Annotated in this window: 12 protein-coding genes; 10 read left to right on the top strand and 2 right to left on the bottom strand. The window is 68.2% G+C overall.

Annotation, left to right across the window (positions count from 1 at the left end; all coding sequences use genetic code 11):
* Positions 1-9 precede the first annotated feature (9 nt).
* Positions 10-987, bottom strand: coding sequence for a Bug family tripartite tricarboxylate transporter substrate binding protein (locus tag KHO18_RS10645; RefSeq protein ID WP_211943146.1), 978 nt, complete (start codon positions 985-987; stop codon positions 10-12).
* Between the two features lie 82 nt (positions 988-1069).
* Positions 1070-1990, bottom strand: a complete 921-nt coding sequence (locus KHO18_RS10640; protein WP_211943145.1) for a LysR family transcriptional regulator — start codon at positions 1988-1990, stop codon at positions 1070-1072.
* A 450-nt stretch (positions 1991-2440) separates the two neighbouring features.
* Between KHO18_RS10640 and KHO18_RS10635 the strand changes: the two genes are divergently transcribed.
* From KHO18_RS10635 to KHO18_RS10590, 10 genes are all read left to right on the top strand, one after another.
* The gene (locus KHO18_RS10635; protein ID WP_144200661.1) at positions 2441-3445 is read left to right on the top strand and encodes a sulfate ABC transporter substrate-binding protein; all 1005 of its coding nucleotides are present in this window, start codon (positions 2441-2443) and stop codon (positions 3443-3445) included.
* Positions 3446-3723: 278 nt separating this feature from the next.
* Positions 3724-4764: a sulfonate ABC transporter substrate-binding protein gene (locus tag KHO18_RS10630; RefSeq protein ID WP_144200659.1), complete on the top strand. Its 1041-nt coding sequence runs from the start codon at positions 3724-3726 to the stop codon at positions 4762-4764.
* A 53-nt stretch (positions 4765-4817) separates the two neighbouring features.
* Positions 4818-5981, top strand: coding sequence for an FMNH2-dependent alkanesulfonate monooxygenase (gene ssuD, locus KHO18_RS10625; RefSeq protein ID WP_211943144.1), 1164 nt, complete (start codon positions 4818-4820; stop codon positions 5979-5981).
* A 28-nt stretch (positions 5982-6009) separates the two neighbouring features.
* Positions 6010-6804 (top strand): aliphatic sulfonate ABC transporter permease SsuC, encoded by a 795-nt coding sequence (gene ssuC, locus KHO18_RS10620; RefSeq protein ID WP_144200655.1) that lies wholly within the window; start codon positions 6010-6012, stop codon positions 6802-6804.
* A 30-nt stretch (positions 6805-6834) separates the two neighbouring features.
* Positions 6835-7764, top strand: a complete 930-nt coding sequence (locus KHO18_RS10615; RefSeq protein ID WP_211943156.1) for an ATP-binding cassette domain-containing protein — start codon at positions 6835-6837, stop codon at positions 7762-7764.
* Positions 7765-7810: 46 nt separating this feature from the next.
* Positions 7811-8665 (top strand): EAL domain-containing protein, encoded by an 855-nt coding sequence (locus KHO18_RS10610; protein ID WP_144200653.1) that lies wholly within the window; start codon positions 7811-7813, stop codon positions 8663-8665.
* Complete coding sequence (locus KHO18_RS10605; RefSeq protein ID WP_144200651.1) at positions 8662-9351, top strand: RBBP9/YdeN family alpha/beta hydrolase; 690 nt, start codon at positions 8662-8664, stop codon at positions 9349-9351. The genes KHO18_RS10610 and KHO18_RS10605 overlap by 4 nt, the downstream gene beginning before the upstream one ends.
* 108 nt (positions 9352-9459) lie before the next feature.
* Positions 9460-10404 (top strand): sulfate ABC transporter permease subunit CysT, encoded by a 945-nt coding sequence (cysT, locus tag KHO18_RS10600; protein ID WP_144200649.1) that lies wholly within the window; start codon positions 9460-9462, stop codon positions 10402-10404.
* Between the two features lies 1 nt (position 10405).
* Positions 10406-11338: a sulfate ABC transporter permease subunit CysW gene (gene cysW, locus KHO18_RS10595; protein ID WP_211943143.1), complete on the top strand. Its 933-nt coding sequence runs from the start codon at positions 10406-10408 to the stop codon at positions 11336-11338.
* Positions 11335-12417, top strand: a complete 1083-nt coding sequence (locus tag KHO18_RS10590; RefSeq protein WP_144200637.1) for a sulfate/molybdate ABC transporter ATP-binding protein — start codon at positions 11335-11337, stop codon at positions 12415-12417. Before cysW ends, KHO18_RS10590 begins: the two co-directional genes overlap by 4 nt.
* Positions 12418-12455: the final 38 nt, after the last annotated feature.

Genomic DNA, 12455 nt, shown 5'->3' with positions numbered 1-12455 from the left:
TCGCAGCCATCAGCTTTCGGCTTTCACGCCGGCGTCCTTCACGACCTTGGCCCACTTGGTGGACTCGGACGCGATAAAGGCGCCGAACTGCTGGCTCGAGCCGCCGGAATCTTCGGCGCCGAAGCTCTTGAGCCGCTCGGCCACATCGGGCATGAGCAGCACGCGGTTGACGTCGTCGTTCATGCGCTGCACCAGCGCCGGGGACATCCCCTTCGGCCCGACCAGGCCGTACCACGACGCTGCGTCCAAACCGGGAAAGCCCGATTCCGCCAGCGTCGGCACATTGGGATGGCTGGCCGCGCGCTTGAGCCGGGTCTGGGCGATGGCGATGACCTTGCCCTGCTGGATGAAGGGCGTGGCGGCGGTCATGGTGTCGAACGCGTAGTCGATCTGGCCGCCGATCAGGTCCGCCACGAGCGGGCCGGAGCCTTTGTAGGGCACATGCACCACATCGAGCTTGGCCTGCAGCCGGAACATTTCCAGCGCCAGATGCTGGGCCGAACCGATGCCGGACGAGCCGAACGAGATCTGCCCCGGCTTCTGGCGGCACAGCGCGACGATATCCTTCACCGTACGCACCTTCTGCTCGGGACGGCAGGTCAGCATGTTGGGGGTGACACCGACCATCGAAATCGGCGTGAAGTCGGCGCGCGGGTCGTACTTGACGTCCAGCAGCGCCGGGCCGATGGCATGGCTGTTGACGTGCGCCATCAGCAGCGTGGTGCCGTCAGGTGGCTGTTTCGCCACATAAGCCGCGGCAATCGCCCCGGTGGCGCCGGGTTTGTTCTCCACCAGTACGCTGGTGTTCCACATCGCGCCGAGCTTCTGGCCGATGACCCGCGCCAGCACGTCGGTGCCGCCGCCCGGGGCGAAGCCCACCACGATGCGCACCGGGCCGGCCACATCGGCCGCCCGCGCCAGGCTGGGCATCAGGCCCGGCACGGCCAGTCCGGCCACGGCTCCGAGTAGGAATTGTCTGCGCTGCATTGCCTGTCTCCATCCTTGATTGTTATGGAGCCATCATCCGCAATGCGCCCGGCGCGGGCTATCGCTATTTGGGGGATTCTGGTTACGCGTTTTGCGCAAGCACCTTGAGCACGCCCTGCGCCGCCGAGGACAGCGCGTCCGCCGGGCGATGGCACAGCACGAACTGCCGCTGCGCCCAGGGGGCGTCGATGGGCAGGCGCACGAAGCGGCTGCCGCCCGCCACCTCGCCCGCAACGGCCTCCGGCATCACGCCGCAGCCCAGGTTCTGCGCCACCAGCGCGGCGATGCTGTCGAAGCCGCCCACGCGCATGCGCATGCGCAGCACCCGCCCGGCTTCCTCGGCCAGCCGTTCCAGCCCGAGCGAGATGGCCGAGCCTTCGCCCAGCACGATCAGGTCGCAGTCGAGCACATCGTCCGAGGTCACCTGGGCGTGCCCGGCCAGCGCATGGTCGCGCGCCACCACCAGCACCAGCCGGTCATGCCGGTAGGGCGCGGTCGGCAGGTCGATCATGCCGAGGCTGCCTTCGTAGATGCCGATATCCACGGTGCCGCGCCGCAGCGACTGCTGCACCTCGAGGCTGTTCATCTCCTGGAGGTCGATGCGCACGCCCGGGCAGGCGGCGGCACAGCGCTGGATATCGAAAGGCAGGAACTGGATCACGGCGGATTTCGGCGCAGCAATGCGCACCACGCCAAGATCGCCGCCGATAAAGGAGGCCGCATCGTCCTGCATGCGCTGCACGGTGTGGGTGATGCCGCGCGCGTGGGCCAGCAGGGCGCGGCCGGCTTCGGTCAGCGCCATGCCGTGGGGCAGGCGTTCGAACAGCGCCACGCCCAGCTGGGCCTCCAGTTCGAGGACGCGGCGCGAGGCTGCGGCCGGGGCCAGGTGCAGCCGCTCGGCGCCACGCGTGATGCCGCCGAGTTCGGCCACGGCGATGAACAGCTGGACGGTCGTGAGATCGAAATGCAGCCGGGGGCTGCGCAAGGGCAGGGGGGACGTCACGATGGGCGGCGTTGATGGACAGCCTGCAATTGTCCGCGCGTGGGGCGGCGCCGGCCATTGCGGATTTCCCGCCCAAACCGTACCGGATTACACCAGCCTATGCCGGCTTTGATATGGGTCAATCCCGGAGTGGCGTGCGCTGGATAAGATGGCATCCGTCATGGAGATGCGGGGGCGCTCTTCATGACTTGTCTACCCGTTTCCGGAAATGGAAACTTGGCCCGCGATGCTTCTCCGGCTTCGCGGGCTTTCTTTTTTGGGCGCCGCCCGGCGCCTTTCGGGCGGATATGTGCATATTCCTGCCCGTTCTTATGCGGATTTCGTGCTTGGATCGGCGAAACCATTCGTTCCGTTCAGAAGACCCCGTCGGTAGTCTCTAACCCTGACAGAAGCCCGGAAGCCATCCGGGCCGGTTTCCACGCCATTGACACCTGACGGGAGCAAGACAAGATGATTCGCAAGCTGGCCATCGGCCTCGCCGTACTCTCCGCACTCGGCGCCGCCCAGACCGCCTCGGCCACCAATCTGCTGAACGTATCGTATGACCCCACGCGCGAGCTGTACGTCGATGTGAACGCGGCCTTCGCCAAGGCCTGGAAGGCGCAGGGTGGCGATGCCGTGACGATTCGCCAGTCGCACGGCGGTTCGGGCAAGCAGGCCCGCTCCGTGATCGACGGGCTGGACGCCGACGTGGTCACCCTCGCCCTCGGCTACGACATCGACGCCATCGCCGAAAAGGGCTGGATCAAGCCGGACTGGCAGAAGCGCCTGCCGCACAACGCCTCGCCGTACACCTCGACCATCGTGTTCCTGGTGCGCAAGGGCAATCCCAAGCAGATCAAGGACTGGGGCGACCTGGTCAAGCCGGGCGTGCAGGTGATCACCCCGAACCCGAAGACCTCGGGCGGTGCGCGCTGGAACTACCTGGCCGCGTGGGGCTATGCGCTGCGCCAGCCGGGCGGCAATGACGCCAAGGCCCGCGATTTCGTCTCGGCGCTGCTCAAGAACGTGCCGGTGCTCGACTCGGGCGCGCGCGGGGCCACCACCACGTTCGTGGAACGCGGCCTGGGCGACGTGCTGATCGCCTGGGAGAACGAGGCCATCCTGGCCATCAAGGAACTGGGTCCGGACAAGTTCGATATCGTCGCGCCGTCGGTCTCGATCCTGGCCGAGCCACCCGTAGCCGTGGTGGACAAGGTGGTGGACAAGAAGGGCACCCGCAAGGCGGCCGAAGCCTACCTCCAGTTCCTCTACACCGACGAGGGCCAGGAAATCGCCGCCAAGAACTACTACCGGCCAATTTCCGAGAAGGTGGCGGCCAAGTACGCGGCCAACTTCCCGAAGGTGAAGCTGTTCACGATCGACGAGGTATTTGGCGGCTGGCAAAAGGCCCAGAAGACGCACTTCGCCGATGGCGGGTCGTTCGACCAGGTCTACCAGCCGGGCCGGAAGTAAATCCGCAACGGGGCGGTGCCATCGCGCGTGCCGCCCCGGCCCATCAGGAAGATCCATCAGGAAGACCCACCAAGGAGCGCCCGATGTCTGCCAGCCCGATCCGCATCGCCCGCCGGCGATGTCCCGCCTGACCTGAATCCCCCGCGCCGCGCCTGACGCGCGCGCATTCCCGGAAGACCGCTTGCCCGATGCCGCTGTTCGCCAGCCGGCAGGGAGGCCTGTCGCCCGTGGCCCGTCGCTTTCAGATTTCTCTCATAGACAGATCCAGGACAACTCGCATGACATCGCCCATTGCTCGCTCCCTCTCTAAACGCCGCCGCCTGTTGACGGGCGCGCTGGTCCTCGCCACCGGCCTGGCCTACGGGCTGCTGGCCGCGCCGGTACAGGCCCAGTCGCAGACCGTGAACCCGAAGCTGCTGCGCATTGGCTATCAGAAGTACGGCACGCTGACGCTGCTCAAGGCGCGCGGCACGCTTGAGAAACGTCTTGCGCCGCAGGGCATTACGGTCAAGTGGACCGAGTTCCCGGCCGGCCCGCAGCTGCTGGAGGGGCTCAACGTGGGCGCCGTCGATTTCGGCACCGTGGGCGAGGCCCCGCCGATCTTCGCGCAGGCCGCCGGCGCGCAACTGGCCTACATCGGCAATGAGCCGCCCGCGCCGACCGCCGAGGCCATCGTGGTGCCAAAGGGCTCCGCGCTGAAGTCCGTGGCGGACCTGCGCGGCAAGCGCGTGGCGCTGAACAAGGGTTCGAACGTGCACTACCTGCTGGTGAAGCAGCTGGAGGCGGCCGGCGTGGCCTACAGCGAGATCCAGCCGGTCTACCTGCCGCCCGCCGATGCGCGGGCCGCCTTCGAGCGCGGCGCGGTGGACGCCTGGGTGATCTGGGACCCGTTCCTGGCCGCCGCCGAGAAGCAACTGGGCGCGCGCGTGCTGATCGACGGACGCAGCGCGGATGGCAAGAACGTGGTCAGCAATCACCAGTTCTACCTGGCCTCGCGCCCCTACGCGCAGGCCAAGCCGGACGTGGTGAGCACGATCCTCGACGAACTCGCGCAACTGGGCCAATGGGCCGGGAAGCAGCCGAAGGACGCCAGCACGGTGCTGGTGAAGGAAACCGGCCTCGACGCCACCGTGCTCGACCTCGCCGTTTCAAGGTTTTCCTACGGCGCCAAGCCGGTCACGCCCGCCGTGCTGGCCGAGCAGCAGCGCATTGCCGATGCCTTCCACACGCTCAAGCTGATTCCCAAGCCGATCCAGGTGGCCGATGCCGCCTGGACCCCGCCGGCCGGCAAGGCGCCGACCCAGCAGGCCCAGCGCTGAACCCCGCTGATCCCCTGGTCCCCCCCATATCTAGACAAATTACGAGGCCCGACATGCAACTGTTTTGGTTCATCCCCACCCATGGCGACAGCCGCTACCTGGGCACGTCCGAAGGCGCGCGCGAGGTCAGCTTCGACTATCTGAAGCAGATTGCCGTCGCCGCCGATACGCTCGGCTATGAAGGCGTGCTGATTCCCACCGGCCGTTCCTGCGAAGACCCGTGGGTGGCGGCGTCCGCGCTGTCCGCCGTGACGCGCCAGCTCAAGTTCCTGGTGGCGGTGCGGCCCGGGCTGATGACGCCGACGCTGGCCGCGCGCATGGCGGCAACGTTCGACCGGCTCTCCGGCGGGCGGCTGCTGGTGAACCTGGTCACCGGTGGCGACGTGGCGGAGCTGGAGGGCGATGGCCTGTTCCTCGACCATGCGGCGCGCTACGAGGCGTCGGCGGAGTTCATCCGCATCTGGCGTGACGTGCTGGCCGCCAGCCATGACAGCGGCCAGATCGACTTCAGCGGCAAGCACCTGACCGTGAAGGGCGCCCGGGTGCTGTACCCGCCCGTGCAGCGCCCGCATCCGCCGGTGTACTTTGGCGGGTCGTCCGAGGCCGCGCACGAGCTGGCGGGCGAGCAGGTCGATACCTACCTGACCTGGGGCGAGCCGCCGGCAGATGTGGCAAAGAAGCTGGCCGATGTGCGCGCCCGCGCGGCGAAGCATGGCCGCACGGTGAGGTTCGGCATCCGTCTGCACGTAATCGTGCGCGAGACCGACGATGCCGCCTGGGCCGCCGCCGAAGACCTGATCAGCCGGCTCGACGACGAGACCGTGGCGCGCGCGCAGGCCGTGTTCGCCAGGATGGATTCGGAAGGGCAGCGCCGCATGGCTGCGCTCCACGCGGGCGGGGCCGAGCGCACGCGCGAGGCGCTTGAGATTAGTCCCAACCTGTGGGCCGGTGTGGGGCTGGTGCGTGGCGGTGCCGGCACGGCGCTGGTGGGCGATCCGCAGACCGTGGCGGCGCGCATCGAGGAATACGCGGCGCTGGGCATCGACACCTTCGTGCTGTCCGGCTACCCGCACCTCGAAGAAGCGTACCGCTTCGCCGAGCTGGTGTTCCCGCTGCTGCCGCGCACCGTGCGGGAGAAGCTGCCGGGGCAGGTGCTGTCCGGGCCGTTCGGCGAAGTGATGGCCACCGGCATCGTGCCGCGTGCGTCGCAGAGCTAGCGCGGGGGAGGGTCTCAAGATGTCTCAGATGTCTCAATCGAAACGCATTTCCGTGCCGACCATCAACGCGCAGGCCATCGCCCCGTGGATCGTGCCGGTGCTGCTGATTGGCGTGTGGCAGGCGGCGTCGCAACTGGGCTGGCTGTCCAACCGCGTGCTGCCGGCGCCGCTGGCCGTGGTGGAGGCCGCGTGGACGCTGGCCGCCTCCGGCGAGCTGTGGCGCCATGTCTGGGTCAGCACCTGGCGTGCGGTGGTGGGGCTGGCCGTGGGCGGCGGGCTGGGCCTCGCGCTCGGGCTGCTGACCGGCACCTTCCGCACCGCCGCCACGCTGCTCGACAGCACGCTCCAGATGGTGCGCAACATCCCCACGCTGGCGCTGATTCCGCTGGTGATCCTCTGGTTTGGCATCGACGAGACCGCCAAGCTGTTCCTGGTGGCGCTGGGCGTGTTCTTCCCGGTGTACCTGAACACGTATCACGGCATCCGCGCGGTGGACCCGGGGCTGGTGGAGATGGCGCGCAGCTACGGCTTGTCCGGCTGGCGGCTGTACCGCGAGGTGATCCTGCCCGGCGCGCTGCCGAACATCCTGGTGGGCGTGCGGTTCTCGCTCGGCCTGATGTGGGTGATTCTGATCGTTGCCGAGACGATCTCTGCGCAGTCAGGTATCGGCTATATGACGATGAACGCGCGCGAATTCCTGCAGACCGATGTGGTGCTGGTGGGCATCCTGCTCTACGCGCTGCTCGGCAAGCTGGCGGATGTGCTGTCGCGCGCGCTGGAGCGCTTCTGGCTGCGCTGGCATCCGGGCTACCAGTCCGCCTGACCTGAAAACGACATGAACAAGGAGTCGACGATGCATACCCATCCGGTGGAACAGGCGGCGCTGGCCTACCTTGACGCGGGGCTGGCCGCCCGTGCCCCGACGCGGCCGGCGACGCGCGATACCCGCGATACGCGCGATACCCGACCTTCCGGGGGGGTGTCCCTGCGCGTGGAGCAGGTGGTCAAGCGCTACAACGGCCGGGAGGTGCTGCACGGCATTGACCTCCAGGCGCAGCCAGGCGAGTTCGTGGCGATCGTCGGACGCAGCGGCTGCGGCAAGAGCACGCTGCTGCGGCTGGTGGCGGGGCTGGAGGCAGCCGATGGCGGCGCCGTGAACATCGACAGGAGCGAGGCCCCCCACGCCCGTGGGGGCCGGGCGGTGCGCGAGGATATCCGCGTGATGTTCCAGGACGCGCGGCTGCTGCCGTGGAAGCGTGTGCTGGACAACGTGGCGCTGGGCCTGCCGCGCACGCGCCGCGACGACGCGGCCAACGTGCTGGCCCAGGTGGGGCTGGCCGAGCGTGCCGGCGAATGGCCCGCGCGGCTCTCCGGCGGCCAGCGGCAGCGCGTGGCACTGGCGCGGGCGCTGGTCCACCATCCGCGCCTGCTGTTGCTCGATGAGCCGCTCGGCGCGCTGGACGCGCTCACGCGCATCGAGATGCAGGGGCTGATCGAATCGCTGTGGCGCCGGCTCGGCTTCACGGCGCTGCTGGTCACGCACGATGTGTCCGAGGCGATTGCCCTGGCCGACCGCGTGGTGCTGATCGAGGACGGCCGCATCGCGCTGGACCAGCGCGTGGACCTGCCCCGGCCCCGCCAGCGCGGCGCGGCGGCGTTCGCGGAACTGGAGGCGGCGGTGCTCGACCGCGTGATGCGGAAGGCGGACCCGGCCGCGGAGACCCCCACGGAAGTATCGACCTCGCAGAATCTTCATGCCCCGTTGGCGGAGGAGCTTCTATGATGATCCATCAGGCCATCCACGCACCGGCGTTGCCGGCGGAGTTGCCATGACCCTTTCGACGCAAGCCCTGTCTTCGTCGGCCAGCCCGCTGGCCACCTATCTCGACACCCTGCCGCGTGTGCCGGTGCCGGGGCGCGAGCTGTGGCGCGACGCCCGGGGGCAGGTGCAGGGCCAGTATTTCAACTGCTCGCTGACCAGCGCGTTCGAGCCGCTGGTGACGCTGGCGGCGCGCGAGGTGGTGGCCCACGAGGGCTCCATCCGCACCTATGCCGAGGACGGCGTGGGGCTGGCGGCGTGGAAGCTGTTCGCGATGGCGGCGGACGATGCCTCGCTGGTCTCGCTGGACCGCCTGTCGCGGCTGGTGCACGCCATCAACTACTTCGCGGCCGATGGTTCCCATCAGCTTGTCTTGAATGTTCACAACCGGCTGCTCGCCGCCGTGGCGGACGACCACGGCGCGGCGTTCCGGCGCGCGCTGGAGTCGCTGGGGCTGCCGATCGATCGTTTCGTGATCCAGGTGCCGGCCAGCGCCAATGACGACCTGCCGCTGCTGCTGCACGTGGTGGGCAACTACCGGCGCAATGGCTTCAAGGTGAGCCTGCAGGCATCGGACCCGGCCGAGGCCGGCGCGCTGATGGCGCACGCGCTGCCGGACTGGCTCAAGCTGGACATGCGCCGCACCTGGACGGACCGCCAGCTGGCCGGCCTGCGTGCGAGCGCCGATACCGCCGGCGTGACGCTGATCGGCCGGCGCGTGCAGGACGACGTGGCCGTGGCGCGGCTGCAGGACGCGGGCATCGCGCTGGGGCAGGGCGTGGCCGTGGCCGGGGAGCCGGTGTCGGCACGTCACTTGCATGCATCGGATCATCCATCGAACCCCGCGCAAAGGGAGCCCGCATGACAGCATCGATCGCTTCGTTGTCCGCTTTGTTGTCGGATAGCACGGCCGCGCCGCGCCTGGCGGTGCCGCGCGGCTTGCAGATCCTGACCGTGCCCGGGCTCCATGGCAGTGGGCCGGCCCACTGGCAGAGCCGCTGGGAAGCGAAGTTTCCGGACTGGCAGCGAATCGACCAGCACGACTGGGGGCGCCCCAGCCTGCCGCTCTGGGCGGAGCGGGTCTCGGAAGGCATCTCCCGAGCCCAGCGCGTGGCGCCGCGCGGGGCGGTGCTTGTGGCGCACAGTTTTGGATGCCTGGCCACGCTGCGCCAGGCCGTGCTGGACCCCGCCGGCGTGGCCGGCGTGCTGCTGGTGGCGCCGGCCGATCCGGACAAGTTCGGCGTGGCGCCGCTGCTGCCGACCTCCCGGCTGCCGTTTCCGACCATTCTCGTGGCCAGCCGCAACGATCCGTGGATGCACCAGCGCACCGCCTTCAGCTGGGGCACGCTCTGGGGCAGCGAGCTGGTCGATGCCGGCCCCCTCGGCCATATCAATGCCGATTCCGGGCTGGGCGAGTGGCCAGAAGGGCAGGCCCTACTCGCCACTTTGCTGCAAAGAATTGAGTCCGATGGACGGATTTTGGCTTCAGGTGACGGTTCGGACACCTGGGAGGCCTCTGCCGAGGTCAGTCCGACCGTCCCTTATATCTAAAACGATTAAAGAAATACGTAAAGATTCGTTCTGTTTATAAGGGCGCATCTGCAAAATTTGTCTCGTACCCCGGCGCCTTATGCGCCGGCTTCATAAAGACGAGACGACATGCCCCCATCGATCACCCTGGCGGCCCCTGCGCCCACCGACGCGCCGCGCCGGCCGGCCCGCTCCGGCACGCAACGGTTTACCGTGCTGCCCGGCTTCGGCCTGTCCCTGGGTTTCACCATCTTCTATCTGACGCTGATCGTCCTGATCCCGCTGTCGGCCACGTTCCTGAAGACTTTCACGATGACGTGGGACGCGTTCTGGACCACGGTGACCGCGCCGCGCGTGGTGGCGTCTTATCAGTTGAGCTTCGGCGCGTCGCTGGTGGCAGCCATCATCAATACCGTGTTCGGGCTGGTGGTGGCGTGGGTGCTGGTGCGTTACCGCTTTCCGGGCAAGCGCCTGATCGACGCGCTGGTGGACCTGCCTTTCGCGCTGCCCACCGCCGTGGCCGGTATTGCGTTGACGGCGCTGTTCGCGGGCAATGGCTGGATCGGCAAGTACCTGGAGCCCCTCGGCATCAAGGTGGCGTTTACGCCGCTTGGTGTGGTGGTGGCGCTGACCTTTATCGGCCTGCCTTTCGTCGTGCGCACGGTGCAGCCGGTGCTGGAAGACGTGGAGCGCGAGCTTGAGGAGGCCGCCGCCAGCCTGGGCGCCTCGCGGCTCCAGACCTTCTGGCGCGTGATCCTGCCGGCCATCCTGCCGGCGCTGCTGACCGGCTTCGCGCTGTCGTTCGCCCGGGCCACGGGCGAGTACGGCTCGGTGGTGTTCATCTCCGGCAACATGCCGATGGTGTCCGAGATTGCCCCGCTGATGATCTATTCGAAGCTGGAGCAGTACGACTACGCCGGCGCCACTGCCGTGGCGGTGGTGATGCTGGTGATCTCGTTCGGGCTGCTGCTGTTGATCAACCTGTTGCAGGCGTGGACGCGCCGTTCCCAGTCGGGCCGCCGCGCTGCGGCGCTGCCTGATGGTCCCCACCACGGCAATCCGGAGGCGAACTGACATGGCCGGCGCAATTTCCCGACTCGGCGCGTCGCAAGGGGCCAACCCCGGCGCCCCGCATCGCCACGACGCCACCGGCGAAGCCCCGTGGGTACGGTACACGCTGATCACGGTGGCGGTGCTGTTCCTCGGCCTGTTCCTGTTTATCCCGCTGGCCTCGGTGTTCTATGAGGCGCTGAAGAAGGGCGTCGATACCTACTTCGCCGCGCTGGTGGAGCCGGACGCCGTCTCGGCGATCCAGCTCACGCTGCTGGTGGCCGCCATCGCCGTGCCGCTCAACGTGGTGTTCGGCGTGGCCGCCGCCTGGGCCATCGCCAAGTTCGAATTCCGGGGCAAGCAGCTGCTGACCACGCTGATCGACCTGCCGTTCTCGGTCTCGCCGGTGATCTCGGGCCTGATCTACGTGCTGATGTTTGGCGCGCAGGGCTGGTTCGGCCCGTGGCTGGAGGCGCACGACATCAAGATCATGTTCGCGGTGCCGGGCATCGTGCTGGCGACGATCTTCGTCACCTTCCCGTTCGTGGCGCGCGAGCTGATTCCGCTGATGCAGGCCCAGGGCAGCGAGGAGGAGGAGGCCGCCATCGTGCTGGGCGCCTCCGGTTGGCAGACCTTCCGGCACATCACGCTGCCGAACATCCGCTGGGGCCTGCTGTATGGCGTGATCCTGTGCAATGCGCGGGCGATGGGCGAGTTCGGCGCGGTGTCGGTGGTCTCGGGCCATATCCGCGGCCTGACCAACACCATGCCGCTGCACGTGGAAATTCTTTACAACGAGTACAACTTCGCGGCCGCGTTCGCGGTGGCGTCGCTGCTGACGCTGCTGGCGCTGGTCACGCTGGGCATCAAGACGCTGGTGGAAATTCGCGCCGGCAAGGAACATCAGGACGAGGGCGCGAGCCGCCCCGCGCCGACACTGCAAGGGCAGCCATCATGAGCATTCAGGTCAGGAACGTACAGAAGCATTTCGGCGATTTCGTCGCGCTGGACAACGTCTCGCTCGACTTCGACGAAGGCGAGCTGACCGCGCTGCTGGGCCCCTCGGGCTGCGGCAAGACCACGCTGCTGCGCATCATCGCCGGCCTGGAGCGCGCCGATGCTGGCCAGGTGGTGCTGGGCGGGCAGGACGCCTCCGCGCAGCACGTGCGCCAGCGCAATGTCGGCTTCGTGTTCCAGCATTACGCGCTGTTCAAGCATATGAGCGTGTTCGAGAACGTGGCCTTCGGCCTGCGCGTGAAGCCGCGCGCCGAGCGGCCCTCGGAAGCGAAGATCCGCGAGAAGGTGAAGTCGCTGCTGGAACTGGTGCAGCTCGACTGGCTGGCCGACCGCTATCCGGCGCAACTCTCGGGCGGGCAGCGCCAGCGCATTGCGCTGGCCCGCGCGCTGGCCGTTGAGCCGCGCGTGCTGCTGCTCGACGAACCGTTCGGCGCGCTGGACGCCAAGGTGCGCAAGGAACTGCGCCGCTGGCTGCGCCGCCTGCACGATGAACTGCACGTGACCAGCGTATTCGTCACGCACGACCAGGAAGAGGCGCTGGAAGTGGCCGACCAGGTGGTGCTGATGAACCACGGCCGCGTGGAGCAGTCCGGCACGCCCGAGGCGGTCTACAACCATCCGGCCACGCCGTTCGTGTTCGGCTTCCTCGGCAATGTGAACCTGTTCCATGGCCGGCTGGAAGTGGGCGATACCGGCGGGCTGCTGCATACCGGCGAGGCGATTCTGCCCGTGGTGGGCAGCGGCCACGAGACCGCCGGCGACGCGGTGGCCTACGTCCGTCCGCATGACCTGGACGTGGAGCGCTACGCGCCGGGCACCGATGGCATCGCCGTCACGCTGCGCCGCGCGCTGACGCTGGGGCCGGTGGCCCAGCTGGAACTGGAGCGCGAGGACAACCAGGACGTGATCGAGGTGGCGCTGCCGCTCGAACGCTTCCGACACGCGGGGTTCCGGGAGGGCGAGTTGCTGGCGGTGCGTCCGCGCCAGTTGCGCGTCTTCACGGCCGGCACCCGTAACTGATCCGCCCCCAACAAACAGAGCAGACCCAGGAGCGCCCC

It is taken from the genome of Cupriavidus campinensis (genome assembly GCF_905397395.1).
Lineage (GTDB): Bacteria > Pseudomonadota > Gammaproteobacteria > Burkholderiales > Burkholderiaceae > Cupriavidus > Cupriavidus campinensis.
This window is presented reverse-complemented; position numbering and strand designations above follow the sequence as displayed.

Bases quoted from the DNA above. Each gene is read 5' to 3' on its own strand.
- KHO18_RS10645 (WP_211943146.1), bottom strand. From the start codon at position 987: ATGCAGCGCAGACAATTCCTACTCGGAGCCGTGGCCGGACTGGCCGTG.
- KHO18_RS10635 (WP_144200661.1), top strand. From the start codon at position 2,441: ATGATTCGCAAGCTGGCCATCGGCCTCGCCGTACTCTCCGCACTCGGC.
- KHO18_RS10630 (WP_144200659.1), top strand. From the start codon at position 3,724: ATGACATCGCCCATTGCTCGCTCCCTCTCTAAACGCCGCCGCCTGTTG.
- ssuD (WP_211943144.1), top strand. From the start codon at position 4,818: ATGCAACTGTTTTGGTTCATCCCCACCCATGGCGACAGCCGCTACCTG.
- ssuC (WP_144200655.1), top strand. From the start codon at position 6,010: ATGTCTCAATCGAAACGCATTTCCGTGCCGACCATCAACGCGCAGGCC.
- KHO18_RS10615 (WP_211943156.1), top strand. From the start codon at position 6,835: ATGCATACCCATCCGGTGGAACAGGCGGCGCTGGCCTACCTTGACGCG.
- KHO18_RS10610 (WP_144200653.1), top strand. From the start codon at position 7,811: ATGACCCTTTCGACGCAAGCCCTGTCTTCGTCGGCCAGCCCGCTGGCC.
- KHO18_RS10605 (WP_144200651.1), top strand. From the start codon at position 8,662: ATGACAGCATCGATCGCTTCGTTGTCCGCTTTGTTGTCGGATAGCACG.
- cysT (WP_144200649.1), top strand. From the start codon at position 9,460: ATGCCCCCATCGATCACCCTGGCGGCCCCTGCGCCCACCGACGCGCCG.
- cysW (WP_211943143.1), top strand. From the start codon at position 10,406: ATGGCCGGCGCAATTTCCCGACTCGGCGCGTCGCAAGGGGCCAACCCC.
- KHO18_RS10590 (WP_144200637.1), top strand. From the start codon at position 11,335: ATGAGCATTCAGGTCAGGAACGTACAGAAGCATTTCGGCGATTTCGTC.